A 22,627-nucleotide genomic window follows, 5' to 3' on the forward strand; every position below is an offset into this window, starting at 1 on the left:
GCGGTGCGCCTGCGCCGCCTCGGTGCGGGGGTCGCCGGGGCCGCCGCGCTGATCGCCGCGGTGACCGCGCTGGCCCGCCTGGCCGGCTTCGGGCGCACCGTGGTGTTCTCCCAGACGGTGGGGGACACCTGCGTGGGCACCGCCTACGTCACCGCCAACCAGCTGCCCACGGTCCTGTTCGAGGTCGCGATCGGCGGCGCGCTGGCCGGGATGGTGGTCCCGGTGCTGGCCTCGGCGGCGGCCCGGGGCGACCGCAGGCACGTGGCCGAGACCGCCTCGGCGCTGGTGACCTGGGTGGTGCTGGCGGCGGTGCCGCTGAGCGCCCTGCTGGCGGCGGCCGCGGTCCCCGCGATGGCGGCGATGCTGGGCCCCCTGCCCGGCTGCGACCGGGACGCGGTGCTGGCCCTGGCGGCGCGCTTCCTGGCGGTGTTCGCGCCCCAGGTGCTGTTCTACGGCCTGGCCGCGGTGCTGTACGGCGTGCTGCAGGCGCACCGGGCCTTCCTGGCCCCGGCCCTGGCCCCGCTGGTCTCCAGCCTGGTGGTGATGGCCGCCTACACGGCCTTCGTCCCGCCGGCCGGGCCCGACCGGGGCGACCCGGCGCGCCTTCCGGTCCCCGCCGAGCTGGTGCTCTCGGTCGGCACCACGCTCGGGGTGGCGGCGATGTTCCTGACCGTCGTGGTCCCGGTGGCGCGGCTGCGCCTGGGGCTGCGGCCGCGGCTGCGGTTCCCGCCCGGGGTGGGGCGCAGGGTGCGGTCGCTGGCGGCGGCCGCGCTGCTCCCTCTGGTGGCGATGCAGCTGAGCCTGCTGCTGTCGGTGGCGCTGGCCAACTGGGGCGGGGGCGCGGGGCAGGCGGTCCTGTACAACTACGCCTGGGCGCTGTTCACCCTGCCCTACGGGGTGGTGGCGGTGCCCATCGCGACCAGTGCCTTCACCGCGCTGTCGGTGCGCCACGGCGAGCGCGACACGGCGGGTTTCGCCTCGGTGCTCTCGGCCGGGGTGCGGGCCGTGGTGCTGCTCACCGGCGGCCTGGCCACGGCGCTCGCGGCGGCCGCCGGGCCGGTGGCCGAGCTCTTCGCCCGCCAGGACCCGCTCGCGCTGGAGCGCGCGCTGCCGGCCTACGCCCTGGGCATCGTCGGCTTCGGCCTGGTGGCGCTGCTGAGCCGGGCGCTGTACGCCTCCGGGCACGGGCGCCGCGCCGCGCTGGCGCAGATCGCCGGGTGGGCGGTGGTGATGGCGGCGGGCGCCGGGCTGGTGGCCGTCCTGCCGTCGGCGTGGACGGTGGCCGCGCTGGGCGCGGGGACCGCCGCGGGCCTGACCCTGGCGGCGGTGCTGCTGGCGGCCGGGGTGCGGGCGGCGCACGGCCCCGGGGCGCTGGCCGGGGCCGGGCGCTCGCTGCTGGCCGCGGCGCTGGGCGCGGGCTGCGGCTTCGCCGCCGGGTGGCATCTGGTGGGCCTGCTGGACTATTCGGGCGCCGGCCCCCTGGCGGCGCTGACGGCGGTGGCCGCCTCGGGCGGGGCGGCGCTGGCGGTGTTCGGCGCGGTGGCGGGCGCGGTGGACGTGCGCTCGGTGCGCGCGGCACTGGGGCGGTTGAGGGCGATGGCGGCGAGGAAGGGGGAGCAGGATGCGGATCGCACTGGTCCTGGGCACCAGTAGCGGCGGCGTGGGCAACCACGTGCGGTCGGTGGCGCGGCTGATGGCCGGGCGCGGGCACCGGGTGGCGGTGCTGGGCCCGGCCGAGGTGGGGGAGCGGTTCGCGTTCGAGCGCGCCGGCGCCCGGTTCGCGCCGGTGGAGATCGGCGCCGGCCCGCGTCCGCTGCACGACGCGGCGGCCGCCGCACGGCTGTCCGGGCTGCTCGCGGGGGCGGGCGTGGTGCACGCCCACGGGGTGCGGGCGGGGGCGATGTGCGTGGCCGCGGGCGCCCGCCCGCTGGCGGTGACCGTGCACAACGCGCCCCCGCGGCTGTCGGGGCCCCGGTCGCTGGTCTATCCGGCGCTGGAGCGGGTGGTGGCGCTGGGCGCCGACGCGGTGCTGGGGGTCTCCGGCGACCTGGTGGAGCGGATGCGCGCGCTGGGGGCGCGGCGCACCGGGCGCGCGGTGGTGGCCGCGCCGCCGATGCCCCCGCCCGCGCGCACCCGGGAGCGGGTGCGCGCGGACCTCGGCCTGTCGGGCGACCGTCCGCTGCTGCTGGTGGTGGCCCGGCTTGCCGAGCAGAAGGGGCTTCCGGTGCTGCTGGACGCGCTGCCCGGGGCCGCCGGGGGCGGAGCGGACCCGCTGGTGGCGGTGGCGGGGGAGGGGCCGCTCCGCCCCGTGCTGGAGCGCCGCATCGCCGCCGAGGGTCTTCCCGTGCGCCTGCTGGGCCACAGCGGCGACGTGGCGGGCCTGCTCGCCGCGGCGGACGCGTTCGTGCTGCCCAGCTGGTGGGAGGGGCCCTCGCTGGTGGTGATGGAGGCGCTGCGCGCCGGGCTGCCGGTGGTGGCGACCCGGGTGGGCGGGATCGCCGACCTGTACGAGGACTGCGCGCTGCTGGTGCCGCCGGGGGACCCCGCCGCGCTCGCGGCGGCGGTGCGGCGGGTGCTGGAGGAGCCGGGCCTGTCCGCGCGCCTGGCCTGCGCGGCCCGCGCGGCCGCGGCGGGGCTGCCGACCGAGGAGGACGCCGCCGACCAGCTGGAGGGGACCTATGCCGGGCTGGCGCGAAGGTGACGCATTCGACGCGACATTCGCCGGCACCGTGTTCCCGGAGGTCGCTTTCGATGGCATGATGAGAAGTGGATCCGCGGAGGCGCGGGGTTTCGTCCTGCGTTCCTCCTCGTGGTCCGTCGTGAGGGGAGTATCCCTGTCCGACGGCGGTGTCGTCATCACGGTCCGTAAAGGCGCGGGCCCGGTGCCGCCGGTCCCGGAGTCGAGCCAGCCCATCGGCCGTGCCACCGGGGCGGGAGAGACCTCCGGTTGGCAAGCGTGCCCGAACTGACCGAGGCCGCTCGACCGGAGGAGAGATCTTCAGCATGGACGTCCCCACCTGGGTGTGGTTCGCCACCATCGGCGCGATGGTCGCCATCCTCGCCGTCGACCTGGCCATCGTCGACCACCCGTGGAGCAAGAAGAGCGGCCCCAAGGAGTTCGGCGTCAAGCAGGCCGCCTGGTGGGCGGCCTTCTACATGGCCGTCGCGGTGCTCTTCGGCCTCGGTGTCTGGTACTTCGGCGGCGGGACCGCCGCGGGCGAGTACTTCGCCGGCTTCCTCACCGAGAAGAGCCTGAGCGTCGACAACCTCTTCGTCTTCTACCTGATCATCGGCGCGTTCTCGGTGCCCAAGAGGTACCAGCACGAGGTGCTGCTGGTGGGGATCGTCATCGCGCTGGTCATGCGCGGCGCCTTCATCGCCGTGGGCGCCCAGGCGATCAACGCCTGGAGCGAGGTGTTCTACCTCTTCGGCGCGTTCCTCATCTACACCGCGGTCAAGATCGTCCGCGACCACATGAAGGGCGACGAGGAGGACAAGGACTACACCGACAGCTTCGCCGTGCGCATGGTCCGCAAGGTGTGGCCGGTGGCCGACGACTACCACGGCGCCAAGCTCACCGTGCGCCTGGACGGCCGCCGCCACGTCACCCCGATGCTCATGGTGATCGTCGCGATCGGCGTCACCGACCTGGTCTTCGCGGTCGACTCCATCCCCGCGATCTTCGGCCTGACCCAGGACGCCTACATCGTCTTCACCGCCAACGCCTTCGCGCTGCTGGGCCTGCGCCAGCTCTACTTCCTGCTGGCGGGGCTGATGGACCGGCTGGTCTACATCAGCTGGGGGCTGTCGATCATCATGGCCTTCATCGGCGTCAAGATGGTCCTGCACGCCCTGCACGAGAACGGGGTGCACGTGCCCGACATCGGCATCGCCACCTCGCTGACCGTCATCATCGGCGTGATGACCGTCACCGTCGTGGCCAGCCTGCTCAAGTCCCGCGGCGCGACGGCCGCGGTCGCCTCCGGCGGGCAGGACTCCGAGGACGCGAAGGCCGACCGGAACGGCTGAACCTCGAACGGATGTTCGTCTATAGTTGGTGGCGCCCGCCGGTCCCGGCGGGCGCCGCGTCGCGTCCAGGGCCTGGAAGAATCCCCGCCCGTGACGCGTTGACCAGGAAGGCCGCGGCCCACGCGGGACGCTCGCGCCGAACGGCGCCCATACGTCACCGCCCCCCTCTAGGCTTGAGGGCCGCAGCCTTCGACGTCCCAGCGCGCCTCGGGCGCGCCCGTGCCGATCAGGCGGATGGAGCGACATGGCCGACCAGCTGGTGATCCGGGGAGCCCGCGAGCACAACCTCAAGGACGTCTCGCTGGACCTGCCCCGGGACGCGATGATCGTGTTCACCGGGCTGTCCGGATCGGGCAAGTCCTCGCTGGCCTTCGACACGATCTTCGCCGAGGGCCAGCGGCGCTACGTGGAGTCGCTGTCGGCCTACGCGCGCCAGTTCCTCGGGCAGATGGACAAGCCCGACGTCGACTTCATCGAGGGCCTGTCCCCGGCGGTCTCGATCGACCAGAAGTCCACCAGCCGCAACCCGCGCTCCACGGTGGGCACCATCACCGAGGTCTACGACTACCTGCGCCTGCTGTGGTCGCGCATCGGCGTGCCGCACTGCCCCGAGTGCGGCAGGGCGATCGCCCGGCAGACCCCGCAGCAGATCGTCGACCGGGTCCTGGAGCTGCCCGAGGGCACCCGCTTCCAGGTGCTGGCGCCGCTGGTGCGCGGGCGCAAGGGCGAGTACGCCGAGCTCTTCAAGGACCTGCAGACCAAGGGCTACACCCGGGCCGTGGTCGACGGGGCGTCGGTGCGCCTGGACGAGGCCCCGGCGCTGAAGAAGACCGAGAAGCACGACATCGCGGTGGTGGTGGACCGCCTCACCGTCAAGGGGTCGGCCAAGAAGCGGCTGACCGACTCGGTGGAGACCGCGCTGAAGCTGGCCGGGGGCACCATCGTGCTCGACTTCGTCGACGCCGAGCAGGGCTCGGCCGACCGGGAGAAGGTCTTCTCCGAGCACCTGTACTGCCCCTACGACGACCTGTCGTTCGAGGAGCTGGAGCCGCGCTCGTTCTCCTTCAACTCCCCCTACGGCGCCTGCCCCGAGTGCGCGGGCCTGGGCACCCGCATGGAGGTCGACCCCGAGCTGGTCGTTCCCGACCCGGAGCGGACCCTCGCCGAGGGCGCCATCGGCCCCTGGTCGGGCGGGCACGCCGCCGAGTACTTCGGCCGCCTGATGCAGGCGGTCGCCGACGCCATGGGCTTCGACCTGGACACCCCCTGGGAGCGGCTGCCGCGCAAGGCGCGCAAGGCCCTGCTGGAGGGGCACGACACCCAGGTGCACGTGCGCTACCGCAACCGCTACGGGCGCACCCGCTCCTACTACACCTCCTATGAGGGCGTGATCCCCTGGATCAAGCGCCGCCACTCCGAGAGCGAGAGCGACTCCAGCCGCGAGCGGCTGGAGGGCTACATGCGCACGGTGCCCTGCCCCGCCTGCGAGGGCAAGAGGCTCAAGCCGGTGGTGCTGGCGGTCAAGGTCGGCGGCGCCTCCATCTCCGAGGTGGCCGCGCTGCCGCTGGACGAGGCCGCGGAGTTCCTGCGGAGCCTGGAGCTGAGCGAGCGCGACCAGGTGATCGCCGCCCAGGTGCTCAAGGAGATCAGCGCCCGCCTGGGCTTCCTGCTCGACGTGGGCCTGGACTACCTGAGCCTGGAGCGCTCGGCCGGGTCGCTGTCGGGCGGGGAGGCCCAGCGCATCCGGCTGGCCACCCAGATCGGGTCGGGCCTGGTGGGGGTGCTGTACGTGCTGGACGAGCCCTCCATCGGGCTGCACCAGCGGGACAACTTCCGCCTGCTGGAGACCCTGCGGCGGCTGCGCGACATCGGCAACACCCTGATCGTCGTCGAGCACGACGAGGACACCATCCGGGCCTCGGACTGGGTGGTCGACATCGGCCCCGGCGCCGGCGAGCACGGCGGCTCGGTGGTGGTCTCGGGCACCGTCAAGGAGCTGCTGGACAGCACCGACTCGGCCACCGGCGACTACCTGGCCGGGCGCCGGCGCATCGAGGTGCCGCAGGTGCGCCGCCCCCGCGGCAGGGCCGAGCTGGTGGTGCGCGGCGCCCGGGAGAACAACCTCAAGGGCGTCGACGTCGCCTTCCCGCTGGGCGTGTTCACCGCGGTGACCGGGGTGTCCGGGTCGGGCAAGTCCACCCTGGTCAACGAGATCCTGTACAAGGTGCTGGCCAAGGAGCTGCAGGGCGCCCGCTCGGTGCCCGGGCGGCACGTTCGGGTCAACGGCCTCAACCAGGTCGACAAGGTCGTGCACGTCGACCAGAGCCCCATCGGGCGCACCCCGCGCTCCAACCCGGCCACCTACACCGGGGTGTGGGACCACGTCCGCAAGCTCTTCGCCCAGACCACCGAGGCCAAGGTGCGCGGCTACCAGCCGGGCCGGTTCTCCTTCAACGTCAAGGGCGGGCGGTGCGAGGCCTGCTCCGGCGACGGCACGCTCAAGATCGAGATGCAGTTCCTGCCGGACGTGTACGTGCCCTGCGAGGTGTGCCACGGGGCGCGCTTCAACCGGGAGACCCTGGACGTGCACTACAAGGGCAAGAACATCGCCGAGGTCCTGGACATGACCATCGAGGACGCGCTGGACTTCTTCGAGCCCATCACGGCGATCCGGCGGCACATGCAGACCCTGAACGACGTGGGGCTGGGGTACGTGCGGCTGGGCCAGCCGGCGACCACCCTGTCCGGAGGCGAGGCGCAGCGCGTCAAGCTCGCCACCGAGCTGCAGCGCCGCTCGACCGGGAGCACGGTCTACGTCCTGGACGAGCCCACCACCGGGCTGCACTTCGAGGACATCCGCAAGCTGCTGGGGGTGCTGGACCGGCTGGCCGACGCGGGCAACACGGTGATCGTGATCGAGCACAACCTGGACGTGATCAAGACCGCCGACCACATCATCGACATGGGCCCCGAGGGCGGCTCGGGCGGCGGCACCGTGGTGGCCGAGGGCACCCCCGAGGAGGTCGCCCGGGTCGAGGGCTCCTACACCGGCCGGTTCCTCGCCGAGATCATGTGAGGCGGCGCAGCGCCAGTTCGGCGTAGAGGCGTGCACCGTCGGACAGCACGCCCTCGTCGAAGCGCGCCCCCGCCGAGTGGTTCGGGGCGGCGGTGGCGGGGTCGCGGCCGGCGGGGCAGGCGCCGAGCGAGAGGTAGGCGCCGGGGACCTCGTCGAGCACGTGGGCGAAGTCCTCGGAGGCGGGCAGCGGGCGCGGAAGCCGGGCGTAGCGGTCCTCGCCGAACACCTCGCGCACGGTCGCGGCCGCGAAGGCGGTCTCCTGCGGGTCGTTCCGGGTGACCGGGTACCCCCGGTCGGTGCCGGCCTCGACCTCCACCCCGTGGGCGGAGGCGATGCCGCGGGCCGTGCGCTCGATCGCCTCACACATCCGGCCGCGGGCCTGGGCGGAGTAGGAGCGCAGGGACAGCGTCACCTCGGCCCGCGCGGGGACGGCGTTGTCCGCCTCGCCCGCGTGGACCGCGGTCACGGTCGCCACCACCGGGTCGAAGGGGTCGACGGCCGCGTCGACGGCGGTGTGCACCGCGTTCGCGGCGGCGCAGGCGGCGTGGACGGGGGAGCGGGCGGTGTGCGGCATCGCGCTGTGGCCGCCGGCGCCGGTGAAGGCCAGGCGCATGGTGTCCGAGGCGCCGAGGACCACCCCGGGCCGGGACACGAACAGCCCGCTCGGCAGCATCGACGCCACGACGTGCAGGGCGTAGGCGGCGACCGGCCGCTCGCCCGCGGCCTCCAGCACCCCCTCGCGGACCATCAGCTCCGCGCCGCCGGCGCCCTCCTCCCCGGGCTGGAACATGAAGACCACGGACCCGGCGGGGTCGGCCTCGCGGAGCAGGCGCGCCGCGCCGACGAGCATGGCCGTGTGCATGTCGTGACCGCAGGCGTGCATGGCCCCGGGGTGCTGCGAGACGAAGGGCCCCTCGCCCTCCTCGGTGATCGGCAGGGCGTCCATGTCGGCGCGCAGCAGCACGGCCGGCCCGGGCCGGGAGCCGCGCAGGACGGCGGTCACCGAGGAGAGCCCCTCGCCGGTGCGCAGTTCCAGGCCGGTGCCGTCGAGCGCGTCCAGGACCGCCTCCTGGGTGCGCGGGAGCCGCAGGCCCAGTTCCGGGATGCGGTGGAGCGTGCGGCGCAGGCGGACCAGGTCGCGGTGGAAGCGGGTGCCGGTGTGCATGGGATCCGTTTCGTTCGGGGAGGGGTCATCGCGGGGGCCGTCCGGGGAGCAGGCCCATGGACATCGCCGCGGCCACGGCGGTCGTCCGGTCGTGCACGTCGAGTTTGCGGAAGATGCGGCGCCAATAGGTCTTGACCGTCGCCTCGCTCAGGGAGAGTGCGCGGGCGGCGCTGGAGTTGGTCAGGCCGTGGGCGGCAAGCCCCATCACTTCGAGTTCGCGGACGCTCATCCGGACGCCGGGCGCGGCGGCGGGGGCGGGGCGGCCGCGGATGAGGCCCGCGCCCGCGGTGGCGGCGACCGCCACCGCGAGCTCGACCTCCTCCGCCGTCGCGCACCAGGGGATCGTCCCGGCGGCGCCCTCGGCGGCCGGGGCGCCCGCCCGCCCGGGGTCCTCGCCGACCAGCAGCACCGATGCCGATTCACGTGAAATGTCACGCACGCGCCCGATCAATGACACGGTCGTGTTCCCCTGCACCGGCAGGATGACGACGTCCGGAAGGATCCTCTGGACCGATTCGAGTATTCTCGGCGCCAGGTACGCGATTCTCACGGTTTCCAACTTTTCGCTTACGGAGAGCGCGGAGACCAGTCCGTAGCATCCGATCGACCCGTCATCGGCGACGACCACCCGGGGAGCGCGCCGCCCCGCGATCCTTTCCGGGCCGGAACGTGTCGATGTCATCTTCATTCTCCTGGGGAGAGTTATGGCTGCACCTGCCGGAACACGCTCGGGGCCGGATCCGTACGGCCCCGCGGGGGCGACTCAAGGAAACCCGCTCCGGGGCGCCGGCGGCCAGTTCCGCCCGGCGGCAGCCTTATCGCGCCGGAGAGACCGCCGGGCCCACGGAAAGGCCGGGTGAGATGCGCGGCGAAGGGGGCGGAGCGGAATCGGACTTCGGGGCGCTGCTCCTGGGGCACCGGCGTGCGGCGGGGATGTCGCAGAAGCGGCTGGCCCGGGCCTCGGGGATGAGCGTGCGCGCGCTCCGGGAGCTGGAGCACGGGCGGGCGCGTGCGGCCCAGCGCCGGTCGGCGGAGGTCCTGGCCGAGGCGCTGGGGCTGCAGGGCGGTGAGCGGGAACGGTTCCTGATCGTCGCGGAGCTCGGCCGGCGCCGCGGCGGCGCCCGGGACGCCGAGCCCCTGGAGACCTGCGGCCTGCCTCCCCGCGTCCCCCGCCTGGTCGGCCGCCACCGCGAACTGGACCGCCTGCGCGCCGAGGCCGCGTCCGGCGGCGCGGTGGTCGTGTCCGGCCCGCCCGGGGTGGGCAAGACCGCCCTGGCGGTCGCGGCCGCGCACGCGTTGGCCGGGGAGTTCCCCGACGGCGCCTTCGCGGTGGACCTGCGGGGCATGGACGAGCGGCCGGTCGCCGCGCGGGCGGCGCTGGAGCGGCTGCTGCGCGCGCTGGGCGTGCCGGGCGTGCGCGTCCCCGGGAGCGAGGCCGAGCGTTCGAGCCTGCTGCGCGCGCTGCTGCGGGAGCGCCGGGTGCTGCTCCTGCTGGACAACGCGGCACAGGAGGCACAGGTGCGCCCCCTGCTGGGGGCGGGCCCCGGGTGCCTGACCCTGGTGACGTGCCGCGGGGCGCTGGCCGGGCTGGAGCAGGTGCGGTGGATGCGCCTGGACCCCCTGGAGGGAGGGTCGGCGGTGGGCCTGCTGGCCGCGATCGCCGGCGCCGACCGGGTCGCGGCCGAGCCGGGGCGCGCCGAGGAGCTGGCGGCCCTGTGCGAGGGCCTGCCGCTGGCCGTGCGGATCGCCGGCAACCGGTTGGCCACGCGGCCGGACTGGTCGCTGGGCCACCTGGTGGACCTGCTCCGCGACGAGCGCACCCGGCTGCGGTCGCTGTCGGCCGGGGACCTGCAGGTGCGGCCGGCCTTCGAGATGTCCTACCGGCGCCTGGACCCGGCCGCCCGGCGGGTGTTCCGGCGGCTGGCCGCGGTCCCCGGGGCGGACTTCGGCGCCGAGCTGGCGGCGGTGGCGACCGGGGCGCCCCCCGAGCGGGTGCGCGGCCACCTGGACGCACTCGCCGACGCCGGGCTGCTCCAGCCCGCCGCGCCGCCCGGACGGTTCCAGTTCCACGACCTCATCCGGATCTTCGCGGCGGACCGCCTGGAGGCCGAGGAGCCCGGGCCGGAGCGGGAGCGGCTGCGTGACGGCCTGGTCGCCCACACGCTGGCCGCGGCGACCGCCGCCGCCCGGCTGTTCTTCCCCGACGTGCACCACAGCGGCCCGTTCGCCTCGCGGACCGAGGCCGCCGACTGGCTCGACCGCGAGGCCGCGAACTGGCTGGCCGCGCACCGCACCGCCGCCCGGCTGGGCCGCCACCGCGAGGTCCTCGACCTGGCCAGGGCGATGCACTGGTACTCCGACGGCCGGCTGCACGAGCGGCCCTGGGACGAGGTCTTCCGGGCGGGGGCCGAGGCGGCGCGGGCGCTGGGGGACCGCAAGGAGGAGGCCGCGCTGCTCAACTTCCTGGGCTGGGCCCAGTACCGGTGCCTGGACGAGAACGAGGCCGGGCTGGCCACGCACACCGCGGCGCTGGAGATCGCCCGCGAGGTCGGCGACCGGCGCGAGCAGGCCTGGGCGCTGGCCTACATGGGGATGGAGCTGCAGCGGCTGGGCCGGATCACCGAGGCGCTGCGGACCGCCCGGCGGGCCTGCGCCCTGGCCGCCGAGTTCGGGTTCCTGGACGTGGGGATGCCGGCGCAGCACGCGCTGGGCCGGGTCCTGGCCGGCCTGGGGCGCTACCGGGAGGCGCTGCGGGTCCACGGCGAACTGCTCGAACAGGTGCGGCGGAACCGCCCGAACGAGGAGGCGCTGCGGCTGATGAGGGGGGTGACACTGGAGCACGTCGGGGACTGCCTCGCAGGTCTGAAGGACTGGCGCGCGGCGGGCGAGGCCTACCGCGAGGCCGGTGCGCTCCAGGTCGCCGGGGGCCTGCGGCACACCGGGCCCCGCCTGGCGGTGCTGGAGGCGGCGGCCCGGCGCAGGGCCGGGGAGCATGCGCGCGCCCGCTCCCTGCTGGAGGCGGCGGTCGCGGCGTCGGAGGGGCCGCTGGACCGGGACCGGCGCCGGGAGGCCCTGGCGGAACTGGCCCGCCTGTCCCGGGAGGGGTGAGCGGGGCGGGGCGGCCGGGGGACCCCGGCCGCCCCTGGGGCCGTCCGGGGGGACGGAGCCTCCTAGCTGCAGCAGCAGCAGGAGATCACGCTGCTGCTGCAGGCGGCCACCACCGGTTCGAAGTAGACGGCCTCTTCGCCGTAGGTGTCGACCTCGATCTCGGGCACCTCGGTCAGCGGTTCGGGCATTGCCTTCCTCCTGTTCTTCGCCGGTCCGGATGTGCGGTCAGGAACAGCAGCAGCAGCACACCAGGCTGCTGCTGCAGCCGGCCACCACCGGCTCGAAGTAGACGGCCTCTTCGCCGTAGGTGTCGACCTCGATCTCGGGCACCTCGGTCAGCAGTTCGGGCATTGCCTTCCTCCTGTTCTCCTTCTGAAAATGCCGCCGCGCGCGGCCGGCGGCGGAAATCAACGTAATCGGGCGCCCCCGGTGCGGCGAGTCGCCCGAAAGGATGACGCCGGAGAAGGGATCCGAGCCTTGCCCGCGCACCACCGGCTTGAGAAAGTCATGCGGACGCCGGATACCGAACAAATGGTGGTCATGAGAAGAGTGCACATATGAGCGCGCCGAGGACAAGGGTCTTTCTCATGGACGGGCGGGATTCCGTCCGGAGGGGGATGGCCGAGGCGGTCGCCGCCGCACCGGAGCTCGTCCCCGTCGACGCGGCCGCAGAGGCCGACCTCATCGTCCGGGACGTGTGCGGCTCGGGGCCGAGCGCCCCCGGGCCGGGACGTCCCGACGTCCCGTTGGTCGTGCTGTCGGTGGCCGCCGCCGACCGGGCGCCGGCGGGCTCCTTCGCCGCGGAGGCCGCCGCCCGGGAGGCCGCCGCCGTCGCCGGGGCCGACCGCTGGTGCGTGCTGCGGTGCGCGGCCTTCGGCGAGGAGCTCGCCTGGAACACCCGCTACACGGCCGAGGGCGGCCTGATGACGGCGTGGCGGCCCGGCGGCGCCCCATGGGTGGCCGCGGCCGACGTGGTCGCGCTGGTCGCGCGGCTGGCCTCGGCCCCGGAGCGCTGGAACGCGGCCTACGACGTGACCGGCCCCGAGCGGGTGCCGATGGACCGGGTCTGCAACCTGCTCCACGACCTGCACGGCCGCCCGCTGCACTACGTGCACCTGGAGCCCGAGGCCCTGGCCTCGGGCATGGAGCAGGCGGGGTTCGATCCCGCCTTCGCCGCGCGGCGCGCCGACTACATGTCCTGGACGACCTCGGGCCCGTGCCGCGAGGTGTCCCCCGTGCTGGCCGACGCGCTCGGCCGCCCCGCGACCCCGCTGTCCGACTACCTCGTACGATCCGCGCGGTCCGGTCTGACCGCCGCCCGCTAGACCCCAGGAGAGAAGCCTGCGCATGACCAGAACCGGAAGCAGAAGCTGGCTGGTGAACACCGAGGCCCGGGTGCTGGCCCACGGCCCGGACATCCTGATCCGGCGCGGCGGGCTGGTGTCCCGCTGCACCGGGGAGGGCATCGGCGAATTCGTCGTCGATCTGCTCGACAAGGCGGTCGAGGGCCGGGTGGTGCTCGACGCCGCCGGGGCCGATGAGGACCGGCGGGCCCGTTTCGAGGCGCTGATGGCGCGGCTCGTGGCCGGGGGCCTGTTCTTCGAGTCCGGCGTCGGCGGCGACGGGGAGGCCGACGACACCGACCCGGTCGCGGTGGGCCTGTGGCAGCGCGGCGGCGGCGCGGTGGAGCGCGCGGACGTCCAGGAGCGCCTGCGGACCCGGCCGGTCCGCGTGGTGGGCTCCTGCGGCCTGGCCGAGGACCTGCGCGCCGCGCTGGCCGGCGCCGGGCTGCAGATCGCGGCCGACGGCGCCCCGGCCGCGACCGCGGTGGTGGTGGGCGCCCACGAGGAGGACCCGGTCCTGACCGAGTGGAACGCCGCGCGCCTGGAGGAGGGGGCGCCGGACCCGTGGCTGGCCGTGGTGTCCTTCAACGGAGGGCAGGCCCTGGTCGGCCCCTGGGTGGTGCCGGGGGAGTCGGCGTGCTACGAGTGCTTCCTGCTGCGCCGGGCCTCGGTCTTCGGCGTGCACGAGGTGTCCGCGGCGCTGGCCGGGGCCGAGCCGGTGGGGCCGGTGTTCGACGGCTCCGCGCGCCACCCGGGGATGCGGCTGATCCAGACCGGGGCGGTGGTGGACCGGATCACCGAGCGCGTGGGCCTGCAGGACCGGTCGGGGCAGGCCGTGCCCGGCGGGGTGACGACGATCTCGCTGCGGCACGACGAGATCGGCATGGAGCACCACCGGGTGCTCCGGGTCCCCCGCTGCCCGCGGTGCTCGCCCTCCGCCGGCATCGGCTACCCGCAGGTCTGGTACGCGAAGGGGGCCGCGGAATGAGCACCGCCCTGGGCGCGCCCGCGCCGGCGGGCGGCACCGCCTGGACCCCGGCCGCCGAGGCCGAGCGGGTGATGTCGGCCTTCGTGTCGCCGGTGGCGGGGATCGTGCGCCGGATCTTCGAGCGCACCCGCGACACCGATGACCTGTACGCCTACTCGGTGGGCAGCGAGGCGTGCGACTCCCGGATCGTGCTGGGCACCGCGTGCAACCAGGTGAACGGGGGCGGCGGCCCCTCCCGGCAGGGGGCCTGGCTCGCGGCCGTCGGCGAGACCGTGGAGCGCTACAGCGGCGCGTGGGTCCCGTTCGACCTGCTGGAGTACGGGACCCGGCGTGAACTGTCGGGGCGCGGCCTGGAGTGCCTGTCCCCCGACGACTACACGCCCTTCGCCGACTGGCAGTACGACCGGCCGGACGCGGACCACGTCCGCTTCACCGAGCAGACCTGGATCCCGTGGGTGCAGAGCCGCAGGCTGGGCGACGGCGCCCTGGTGTGGATCCCCGCCCAGCCGGTGTACCTGCGCGCCGACCTGATGGACGTGAACCCGGTCGCCTACGCGACCAGCAACGGGCTGGCCTACGGCAGCACCGAGGACGAGGCGCTGGTGGGCGCCCTGCTGGAGCTGGTCGAACGCGACGCCGTCATGCTCGCCTGGTACAAGGCGCTGTCGATGCCGCTGATCGACCCCGCCTCGGATCCCGGTGTCGCCGCCTACCTGGAGCGGCACGTGGCCCCCACGGGCTGCCGGGCCTCGCTGGTCGACCTGAGCGTGTTCACCGGCGTGTCCACCGTGCTCGCCGTGGTGCGCAACGACGTGCCCGGTGCGGTCCCGCTGGGGCTGGGCGCCGCCGCCGACGCGTCGCCCGCGCGGGCCGCGACCAAGGCGGTCGCCGAGGCGGTCAGCACCCGGTCGTGGGCGGTCGCCAAGCGGCGCGCCGGCATCCGCGTCGACCCGGACTCGGACTTCGACGAGACCGTGCGCACCTTCGACGACCACATCGCCCTGTACGCCGGCGGGGAGCTGACCGGGCAGACCCGGTTCCTGGACGCCTCGGCCGAGCGCTCGTCCCTGGGGGACATGCCGCGGCTCCCCTCGGACGGCCCGGGGGAGCTGCGCGACGCGCTGGTCTCCCTGCTGGCCCGCGCCGGGATCGACCTGTACGCGGTCGACCTGACCAGCCCGGACGTGCGCGAGGCCGGCGGGCGCGTGGTCAGGGTGTTCTCACCGCAGCTGCGCGCCCTCGACGCCGGGTACCGCCGGCGCCTCCTGGGCGGCGAGCGCCTGCACGCCCGGCCCGCCGAGCTCGGGCTCGTGGAGCCCGGGGCGCAGGACTACGTCAACCCCGACCCCCACCCGTTCCCGTGACCGTTCCGGTGAAGGAGCCGAGATGACCGAGGTCGACACCTCCAACCTCGTCGACGTCGTCTACCAGTCGGAGGTTCCCGGTACGGGGGACCCCGCGGAGGACTACTTCGAGGCGTCCAAGATCCACCCCTCCAGCGTCCCCTGGGACATGCCCGGTGTGCTGCGGCTGGAGCGGTCGGAGCAGATGCGCGAGCTGACCACGCGCTCCACCCGCCGGTACGAGGGCAGGCCGGTCGTCCCGCTGCCCGCGCCGGCGCCGGCGGCCGCGCCGCTGGAGTCGGTGCTGGCCGCGCGGCGCAGCGCCGAGGCGTTCGGCGAGGGCGCTCTCGGCGAGGACGTGCTGGCGAGCCTGCTGGTGCGCTCCTACGGGATCACCGGGGCGATGGGCGGGCACACGCTGCGGCCGGCCCCCTCGGGCGGCGCCCTCTACCCGCTGGACCTGTACGTGGTCCCGCACCGGGTCGGCTCGCTGCGGGCGCAGGGGCGGTACCACTTCGACCCGTTCGGGCCCGTGCTCACCGACGTGGGCGACTGCGACCCACAGGCCCTGCGCACGGGGCTGAACGCGGGCAACCTCTCCGGTGAGCCCGCGCTCACCGTGGTGGTCTCCGCCGTGTTCTGGCGGTCGCGGTTCAAGTACGGGCAGCGCGCCCTGCGGTTCGTCCTGATGGAGGCGGGGCACGTGGTGCAGAACCTCCTGCTGCTCGCCGAGGCGCACGGGCTGGCCGCCCGGCCGGTCGGGGGCTTCTTCGACGGTCCGCTGACCGCGGCGATGGCCGACCACAACGGCGTGGACGACGCCCCGGTCTACGCGGTGCTGATCGGGCCCGCGGCCGCATGACGGGGGCCGCATGACGGGGATCGTCCTGGCGGCGCTCCACCTGGGCCTGCCCTGGGCGCTGCGCCTGGCCGGCGCGGGCCGGGCGCGGGCCGACGCGGTCTATCCGGCCGCCACCATCGTGCTCGGCCTGGCGGTTCTGCCGGCGGTGCCGTCCGCGGGGCCGCCCCCGGCCCCGCCCGGACCGGCGTGGGTCCTCGTCGCGGTGGCGGCCGTGTCGGCGGCGGCCGGCGCGGGGATCCCCCTCGCGGCGGCCGCGGCGGCGGGCCGCCCGAGGCGGTTCGTCCGGCGCCCCGGGCGGCCGGTGCGTACGGTCCTGTGCGCCGCGGCCGAGGAGGTGCTGTGGCGGCTCGCGGCGCTGGGCGGCCTCGTGCAGGCCGGCGTGCCCACGGTCCCGGCCGCCGCGCTGTCCCTGGTCGGCTTCGCCCTGCTGCACGTCCCGCGGAACGGGTGGAGGGTGCTGCCCTACCAGCTCGTGTTCGGCGCCGTCCTGACGGTGCTGGCGCTCTCGGGCGGGCTGCTCGCCGCCGTGCTGTGCCATGGCGTGCACAACCTCGTCATGGGCGCGACCGCCCGCCGGCCGCGCCCCCCGGCCCCCGGGGGGCCGGCCGCCCCGGCCGGCCTGCCGCCCAGCCGGTCCTGGGGCGGCTGAGGCCGGGTGTCGTCCCCGGTGTCGTCCGATGAGGCGACTGGGCGGCCCATGGCACCGTTCGGTTCGATCGGGGTATGTCCTTCGCCTCTGCCGCCGTCGCCCTGGGCAACGCCGCCTGCGCGACGCCCACACCGTCACCCAGCAGGTGCAGATGACCTCCCGCGTCTACCCCCTCTACGGGCGGCTCCGCTTCGGCGCCGGCCTCGACGTCTCCGCGCTCCGCCACGCCACCTGACCCGTAGGCTGGGGGCGTGGAGAGTGCACAGAGGGAGTGGCCGCTGTTCGGGCGGCGGGTGGTCGCCCGGGTCGTCGACCTGGCCGTGGCGACCGGCATCAACCTGGCGGTGAGCGCGGGGCTGGACCCGGTCCTGCCCGGCGGGGCCGGTGTCGCGTCGCCGTCGCTGCTGTCGGGGATCGTGCTGGCGGTGGCGGCGTTCGCGGTCTACACCGGGTACGAGGTGGTGCTGACCGGGATGTACGGCGCCACCCCCGGCAAGCTGCTGCTGAAGGTCCGCCTGGACCCCGAGCCGCCCGCCCCCAAGGCGGTGCTGATCCGCTCGACGGTGCTGTTCGGGTACCTACTGGTGTACTTCGTCCCGCTGGTGAACCTGATCGCGCTCATGGTGTCCATCTACGCGCCGTTCTCGGCTCTGGTGGACCGGCCGGGGCACCGGGGGCTGCACGACCGGCTCGCGGGGACGGGCGTGGTGCCGCGGCTCGGTAAAGTCGGGCCATGAGCTACCCGCAGGCGCATCCGGTCTCGTCGGCCCCTGAGCGCCTTCCGCTCGCCTCGTGGGGCCCACGGGCCCTGGGGCGCCTGGTCGACACGGTGGTGGTGGCCCTCCCGGCGTTCCTGGTGGCGGCGCTGCTGGGGCTGATGATGACCGGGATGCTGGCCCTGGCCGGCGGGCGGGACCTGTCGTCCAGCTTCGGGATCCTGACCTCGGTGGCGGCCTTCCTGACGGGGGCGGCCTACGAGGCGGTGTGCATCACCCGGTGGCGGATGACGCTGGGCATGCGCCTGGCGGGGCTCCGGGTGGGCCCGCTGGCGGGGGCGGGGTACCCCGGCCCGCTGCCGGTGATGGCCTCGGCCGCCCGCGGCGCCCTGCTGTGGGCGCCGGTGATCTTCGCCTTCTCCGCCCCGGCCATGGGGGCCCTGGCCCTGCTCGGCGCGGTGCTGTTCGGCCTGTGGCCGCTGTGGGACCGCCCCAACCGCCAGGGCCTGCACGACAAGGTGGCGGGCACCGTGGTCCTGACCGTCCGCTGACGGGCGGGGGATGTCACGGCACCCCCGTGAGGGGCGTAGAGTGCCTCCCGGTGGTACTACACCGCGTAGTAGAAGGCGCGGTGGTGCGGAAAGGAGCCGTGCATGGGCGCGGGGGGAACGTGCTGCGGGATGACGCGGCGCAGGATGCTCGGGACCGCAGGGGCGGCCGGGGCGGCCGCGCTGGGGGCCGCCGGGTGCGGCGGCGACGAGCCGGAGCCGCAGGACGCGCTGGCCGGGACCGTGGTGGCGCAGACCGGTGAGGTGCCCGAGGGCGGCGGCACCGTGATCGTGCGGGGCAAGCTGGTGCTCACCCAGCCCGAGAAGGGCGACTACCGGGCCTTCAGTGCCGTGTGCACGCACGCCGGCTGCACCGTCCAGGAGGTGGAGGAGAACATCCACTGCCTGTGCCACGGCAGCGAGTTCGACATCGCCACGGGCGAGCCGGTGGCGGGCCCGGCCACCGAGCCGCTGGAGCGGTTCGACGTCACGGTGGACGGCACCGACATCACCCTGGACGGCCCGCAGGACGCCTGACGGGCAGGTCCCGGCGGGCGGCTACTCGCCGCCGTCGCCGTCCCCGCCGTCGCCGCTGCGCGCCTGCTGCTGGTCGGCCAGGGACCCGTCGGGCGCCTGGGCCGACCGGCCCCGGGCGGGCACCGCGGCGAAGGCGGCGCCCCGGGCCCCGTTCGCGGGCTCCCGGCCGGCGCGGGCCGGGCGCGCCGAGCGGCCGAAGGCCTCCTCGTCCATCGCGATGAACTCGGTGCGGCGGCGCGGCAGCGCCTCGGGGTAGTTCTCGGCGATGAAGGCGATCAGGTGCTCGCGCAGATCGCAGGACAGGTCCCAGCGGGCGTCGGAGTCGGCGGTGGTCACCACCGCGCGCAGCTCGACCACGCCCTCCAGCACGTCGGTGGCCTGCACCGACCAGCGGCGCCCGTCCCACAGCGGGTGGGAGGAGACGTAGGCGCCCACCTCGCGGCGGACCTCCTCGATCGGCACCTCCCAGTCCACCCGCAGCATCACCCACCCGGTGATCTCGGTGCCCTCCTTGGTCCAGTTCTCGAAGGGCTTGGTGGTGAAGTCCGAGACCGGCACCACCAGGCGCCGCTCGTCCCAGGTGCGCACCGTGACGTGGGTGAGGCTGATCTCCTCCACCCGGCCCCACTCGCCCTCGAAGACCACGATGTCGTTGATCCGCAGCGCGTCGCCGAAGGTCAGCTGCAGCCCGGCGAAAAGGTTGCCCAGCGTCGACTGGGCCGCCACACCGGCCACGATGCCGATCAGGCCCGCCGAGGTGAGCAGCCCGGCGCCCAGCGGCCGCACCGAGTCGAAGGTGAACAGCACCGCGGCGGTGGCCAGCACCACGATGACGCCGGTCACCATCCGCCGGGTCAGCCGCACCTGGGTGCGCAGCCGGCGCGCCCGCCGGTCGGCGTCGTCGTTGCTGTCGGCCAGCCGCGCCAGCACCGCGTCGGTGACCGCGTAGGCCGCCGAGGTCGCCAGCCAGGTGATGCCGATGATCATGGCGATCGCCAGGGCGTGGGTGATCGGCCCGTACAGCGACCGGTCCTCCATCTCCGCCACGCTCGGCAGCGAGAGGTTCACGCCGACGGCGGCCGCCGCGACGTAGGCCGAGTAGCGGCACCGCCTGACCAGGTACCCGGCCAGGCTCCACACCTTGGCGAGCTGGTGGGTCAGCAGCCAGTGCACGACCGCCACCAGGCCCATCGAGACCAGCACCGACACCGCGATGCCCGTCCACTGCATGAGGTCCACGGCTCGTCAGTCCTCCCTATCCGGGGTCGTGCCCAACCTAGGGCATCCGGATGCTGAATCGTGACGTTTAGGGCGTCGTGGACGACGCTGTCCGGCATGACGGGCGTTACGGCCGATTGGTCGATCGTCCCCGGGGCCGACCACAATGGAGCCATGACGGTCCGACCCCATCTGCGCCCCCGCCCGGGTTCGATCCCGACCTCGCCCGGGGTATACCGCTTCCGTGACGAGCACGGGCGGGTCATCTACGTGGGCAAGGCGAAGAACCTGCGCGCGCGGCTCTCCTCCTACTTCCAGGACTTCGCCGCGCTGCACCCCCGCACGCAGACCATGGTCTCCACCGCCGCCGACGTCGACTGGACCGTCGTCGGCACCGAGGTGGAGGCCCTGCAGCTGGAGTACTCCTGGATCAAGGAGTACGACCCCCGCTTCAACGTCAAGTACCGCGACGACAAGAGCTACCCCTACCTGGCCGTCACCATGGGCGAGGAGTTCCCCCGGGTGCAGGTCATGCGGGGGGCCAAGCGCAAGGGGGTGCGCTACTTCGGCCCCTACGGCCATGCCTGGGCCATCCGCGAGACCGTCGACCTGCTGCTGCGGGTGTTCCCGGTGCGGACCTGCTCGGCCGGGGTGTTCCGGAGCGCCCGGAACAGCGGCCGCCCCTGCCTTCTGGGCTACATCGGCAAGTGCTCGGCCCCGTGCACCGGAAAGATCGGCGCCGAGGAGCACCGGGAGCTGGCCGAGGACTTCTGCTCCTTCATGGCCGGGGACACCGGGCGCTTCATCCGCGCGCTGGAGGGCTCGATGCGCCAGGCCGCGCAGGACCAGGAGTACGAGCGGGCCGCCCGCATCCGCGACGACGTGCAGGCGCTGCGCACCGCCCTGGAGAAGCAGTCGGTGGTGCTGTCCGACTCCACCGACTGCGACGTCATCGCCTTCGCCGAGGACCCCCTGGAGGCCGCGGTCCAGGTCTTCTACGTGCGCGGCGGCCGCATCCGCGGGCGCCGCGGCTGGGTGGTGGACAAGGTCGAGGACGTGGGCACCGGCGGCCTCGTCGAGCGCTTCCTGGCCCAGGCCTACGGAGGCGGGGACGCCGGCGGCGCCGAAGGCGCGGCCGTGCCGCGCGAGGTGCTGGTCTCGGCCGAGCCCGCCGACCGCGACGCGGTCGTGGCATGGCTCACGGAGCTGCGGGGGGCGCGGGTGGACCTGCGGGTACCCCAGAGGGGCGACAAGAAGACCCTGCTGGAGACCGTGGGCAAGAACGCCGACCAGGCCCTGGCCCGGCACAAGACGCAGCGGGCCGGGGACCTGACCACGCGCAGCCGCGCCCTCCAGGAGGTCCAGGAGGCGCTGGACCTGCCCGAGGCCCCGCTGCGGATCGAGTGCTTCGACATCTCCAACCTGATGGGCGAGCACGTGGTCGCCTCGATGGTGGTCTTCGAGGACGGCCTGGCCCGCAAGAAGGAGTACCGGCGCTTCTCCATCCGCGGCACCGCCAAGGGCGACCGCGAGCAGCACGACGCCGCCTCGATGTACGAGGTCGTCCACCGCCGCTTCACCCGCTACCTGGAGGAGGGGGCCAAGAGCGGGGAGCTGGCCACCATGGGCGAGGAGGGGCCCACGGCCGGGGAGGCGTCCGAGGGCGAGGGGGCGGCTCCCGGCAGATTCGCCTACCCGCCTAACCTGGTGGTCGTGGACGGGGGCCGCCCGCAGGTGGAGGCGGCCCGCCGGGCGCTGGACGACCTGGGCATCGACGACGTCGCGGTGTGCGGCCTGGCCAAGCGGCTGGAGGAGGTCTGGCTGCCCGGCGAAGAGGACCCGGTGATCCTCCCGCGCGCGGGGGAGGGGCTGTACCTGCTGCAGCGGGTGCGCGACGAGGCGCACCGGTTCGCCATCGCCTACCACCGCAAGAAGCGCTCCCAGGCGCTCACCGGCAGCGCGCTGGACGACGTCCCCGGCCTGGGGCCGGCCCGCCGGGCGGCGCTGATCAAGCACTTCGGTTCGGTCAAGCGGCTCAAGGCGGCGGGCCCCGAGGAGATCGCACAGGTGCCGGGGGTGGGCCGGGCCACCGCCGAGGCCGTGCACGCCCACCTCAACGGTGGACAGGAACGCAACGATGGGGGATGAGCTGTGATGGCGGAGGGACTCAGTGCGGATCTGCCGCCGGAGATCGTGATCGTCACCGGGATGTCGGGGGCGGGCCGCAGCACCGCCGCCCGGGCGCTGGAGGACCTGGACTGGTTCGTGGTGGACAACCTTCCGCCCGGGCTGCTGCCCACCATGATCGAACTGGCCGGGCGCACCCGCGGCGCGGTGCCCCGGGTGGCCGCCGTGGTGGACGTGCGCTCCATGGCCTTCACCGAGGACCTGCTGTCCACGGTGGAGGAGCTGCGCTCGCGCGGCATCACCGCCCGCGTGGTGTTCCTGGAGGCCGGCGACGAGGCGCTGGTGCGCCGCTTCGAGAGCGTGCGCCGCCCGCACCCGCTGCAGGGGGAGGGGCGGCTGACCGACGGCATCGCCCGCGAGCGCGAGACGCTGCGCGCCATCCGGGGCGAGGCCGACCTGGTGATCGACACCTCGCAGAGCAACGTGCACCAGCTCAAGGCCAAGGTGATCGGCTTCTTCGGGGAGGCCGAGGAGGCCCGCCCGCGCGCCAACGTGGTCTCCTTCGGCTTCAAGCACGGCCTGCCGGTCGACGCCGACCTGGTGCTGGACTGCCGCTTCCTGCCCAACCCGCACTGGGTGCCCGAGCTGCGCCCGCTCAACGGCCGGGACGAGCCGGTGCGCGACTACGTGCTGGCCCAGGGCGGGGCCAAGGAGATGCTGGACGCCTACACCGAGGTGCTGCGCCTGCTCATCGAGGGCTACCGGCGCGAGGGCAAGCACTACATGACGCTGGCGGTGGGCTGCACGGGCGGCAAGCACCGCAGCGTGGCCATGGCCGAGCGGTTCGGCGAGATCCTCGGCGAGCAGGGCGTGGAGGTGCACGTGGTCCACCGCGACGTCGGCCGGGAGTGAGGCCGG

Annotated in this window: 20 protein-coding genes; 15 read left to right on the forward strand and 5 right to left on the reverse strand. The window is 74.6% G+C overall.

Translation table 11 applies throughout. From position 1 onward, the window contains the following. Window positions 1-3: 3 nt before the first annotated feature. The 4 genes from murJ to uvrA all read left to right on the forward strand — a co-directional run bounded on the left by murJ (window position 4) and on the right by uvrA (window position 7,105). Window positions 4-1,653 carry a murein biosynthesis integral membrane protein MurJ gene (gene murJ / locus C892_RS0126300; RefSeq protein ID WP_017559654.1) on the forward strand — a complete coding sequence of 550 codons (1,650 nt, stop codon included), beginning with the start codon at window positions 4-6 and terminating at the stop codon, window positions 1,651-1,653. Next, on the forward strand, window positions 1,622-2,701 hold the full coding sequence (locus C892_RS0126305) for a glycosyltransferase family 4 protein (protein WP_017559655.1): 1,080 nt from the start codon (window positions 1,622-1,624) through the stop codon (window positions 2,699-2,701). Before murJ ends, C892_RS0126305 begins: the two co-directional genes overlap by 32 nt. Before the next feature lie 302 nt (window positions 2,702-3,003). Continuing rightward, complete coding sequence (locus C892_RS0126315; protein WP_017559657.1) at window positions 3,004-4,029, forward strand: TerC family protein; 1,026 nt, start codon at window positions 3,004-3,006, stop codon at window positions 4,027-4,029. Window positions 4,030-4,273: 244 nt separating this feature from the next. Beyond that, a complete protein-coding gene (uvrA, locus tag C892_RS0126320; protein WP_017559658.1) occupies window positions 4,274-7,105 on the forward strand; it encodes an excinuclease ABC subunit UvrA in 2,832 nt (943 codons plus the stop codon). Here the strand turns inward: uvrA and C892_RS0126325 are convergent. Together C892_RS0126325 and C892_RS30960 are read right to left on the reverse strand one after the other, a co-directional pair. Next, the gene (locus tag C892_RS0126325; RefSeq protein ID WP_017559659.1) at window positions 7,098-8,270 is read right to left on the reverse strand and encodes a M20 metallopeptidase family protein; all 1,173 of its coding nucleotides are present in this window, start codon (window positions 8,268-8,270) and stop codon (window positions 7,098-7,100) included. The two genes, uvrA and C892_RS0126325, sit on opposite strands and share 8 nt — an antisense overlap. Window positions 8,271-8,295: 25 nt before the next feature. Further along, complete coding sequence (locus tag C892_RS30960; RefSeq protein WP_161632003.1) at window positions 8,296-8,820, reverse strand: helix-turn-helix transcriptional regulator; 525 nt, start codon at window positions 8,818-8,820, stop codon at window positions 8,296-8,298. Between the two features lie 311 nt (window positions 8,821-9,131). On the opposite strand from C892_RS30960, the gene C892_RS0126335 reads away from it, so the two are divergent. Further along, on the forward strand, window positions 9,132-11,378 hold the full coding sequence (locus C892_RS0126335; protein ID WP_017559662.1) for an ATP-binding protein: 2,247 nt from the start codon (window positions 9,132-9,134) through the stop codon (window positions 11,376-11,378). Window positions 11,379-11,440: 62 nt separating this feature from the next. Here the strand turns inward: C892_RS0126335 and C892_RS32680 are convergent, their stop codons facing one another. Continuing rightward, window positions 11,441-11,566 (reverse strand): hypothetical protein, encoded by a 126-nt coding sequence (locus tag C892_RS32680; RefSeq protein WP_017559663.1) that lies wholly within the window; start codon window positions 11,564-11,566, stop codon window positions 11,441-11,443. Window positions 11,567-11,603: 37 nt separating this feature from the next. Continuing rightward, window positions 11,604-11,729, reverse strand: a complete 126-nt coding sequence (locus tag C892_RS32685; RefSeq protein ID WP_017559664.1) for a hypothetical protein — start codon at window positions 11,727-11,729, stop codon at window positions 11,604-11,606. A gap of 236 nt (window positions 11,730-11,965) precedes the next feature. Here C892_RS32685 and C892_RS0126350 point away from each other — a divergent pair, with 236 nt between their 5' ends. The 8 genes from C892_RS0126350 to C892_RS0126390 all read left to right on the forward strand — a co-directional run bounded on the left by C892_RS0126350 (window position 11,966) and on the right by C892_RS0126390 (window position 18,364). Further along, the gene (locus C892_RS0126350) at window positions 11,966-12,703 is read left to right on the forward strand and encodes a Rossmann-fold NAD(P)-binding domain-containing protein (protein WP_239647545.1); all 738 of its coding nucleotides are present in this window, start codon (window positions 11,966-11,968) and stop codon (window positions 12,701-12,703) included. A 22-nt stretch (window positions 12,704-12,725) separates the two neighbouring features. Further along, window positions 12,726-13,709 (forward strand): TOMM precursor leader peptide-binding protein, encoded by a 984-nt coding sequence (locus tag C892_RS0126355; RefSeq protein ID WP_017559666.1) that lies wholly within the window; start codon window positions 12,726-12,728, stop codon window positions 13,707-13,709. Then, the gene (locus tag C892_RS0126360) at window positions 13,706-15,073 is read left to right on the forward strand and encodes a SagD/YcaO family ATP-dependent cyclodehydratase (RefSeq protein ID WP_017559667.1); all 1,368 of its coding nucleotides are present in this window, start codon (window positions 13,706-13,708) and stop codon (window positions 15,071-15,073) included. Before C892_RS0126355 ends, C892_RS0126360 begins: the two co-directional genes overlap by 4 nt. Before the next feature lie 22 nt (window positions 15,074-15,095). After that, on the forward strand, window positions 15,096-15,914 hold the full coding sequence (locus C892_RS0126365; RefSeq protein WP_017559668.1) for a SagB/ThcOx family dehydrogenase: 819 nt from the start codon (window positions 15,096-15,098) through the stop codon (window positions 15,912-15,914). Between the two features lie 10 nt (window positions 15,915-15,924). Then, window positions 15,925-16,563 (forward strand): CPBP family intramembrane glutamic endopeptidase, encoded by a 639-nt coding sequence (locus C892_RS0126370; RefSeq protein WP_017559669.1) that lies wholly within the window; start codon window positions 15,925-15,927, stop codon window positions 16,561-16,563. Window positions 16,564-16,814: 251 nt separating this feature from the next. Continuing rightward, window positions 16,815-17,300, forward strand: coding sequence for an RDD family protein (locus C892_RS0126380; protein WP_239647546.1), 486 nt, complete (start codon window positions 16,815-16,817; stop codon window positions 17,298-17,300). After that, on the forward strand, window positions 17,297-17,830 hold the full coding sequence (locus tag C892_RS0126385; RefSeq protein ID WP_017559671.1) for an RDD family protein: 534 nt from the start codon (window positions 17,297-17,299) through the stop codon (window positions 17,828-17,830). Before C892_RS0126380 ends, C892_RS0126385 begins: the two co-directional genes overlap by 4 nt. Window positions 17,831-17,959: 129 nt before the next feature. Then, window positions 17,960-18,364, forward strand: coding sequence for a Rieske (2Fe-2S) protein (locus C892_RS0126390; RefSeq protein ID WP_017559672.1), 405 nt, complete (start codon window positions 17,960-17,962; stop codon window positions 18,362-18,364). Between the two features lie 21 nt (window positions 18,365-18,385). Here the strand turns inward: C892_RS0126390 and C892_RS0126395 are convergent, their stop codons facing one another. Then, window positions 18,386-19,603 carry a mechanosensitive ion channel family protein gene (locus C892_RS0126395; RefSeq protein ID WP_017559673.1) on the reverse strand — a complete coding sequence of 406 codons (1,218 nt, stop codon included), beginning with the start codon at window positions 19,601-19,603 and terminating at the stop codon, window positions 18,386-18,388. Between the two features lie 153 nt (window positions 19,604-19,756). On the opposite strand from C892_RS0126395, the gene uvrC reads away from it, so the two are divergent. Next, the gene (uvrC, locus tag C892_RS0126400; protein ID WP_017541737.1) at window positions 19,757-21,730 is read left to right on the forward strand and encodes an excinuclease ABC subunit UvrC; all 1,974 of its coding nucleotides are present in this window, start codon (window positions 19,757-19,759) and stop codon (window positions 21,728-21,730) included. Between the two features lie 6 nt (window positions 21,731-21,736). Further along, a complete protein-coding gene (gene rapZ, locus C892_RS0126405; RefSeq protein WP_017541736.1) occupies window positions 21,737-22,621 on the forward strand; it encodes an RNase adapter RapZ in 885 nt (294 codons plus the stop codon). Window positions 22,622-22,627: the final 6 nt, after the last annotated feature.

The organism is Nocardiopsis baichengensis YIM 90130 (assembly GCF_000341205.1).
GTDB lineage: Bacteria > Actinomycetota > Actinomycetes > Streptosporangiales > Streptosporangiaceae > Nocardiopsis_A > Nocardiopsis_A halophila.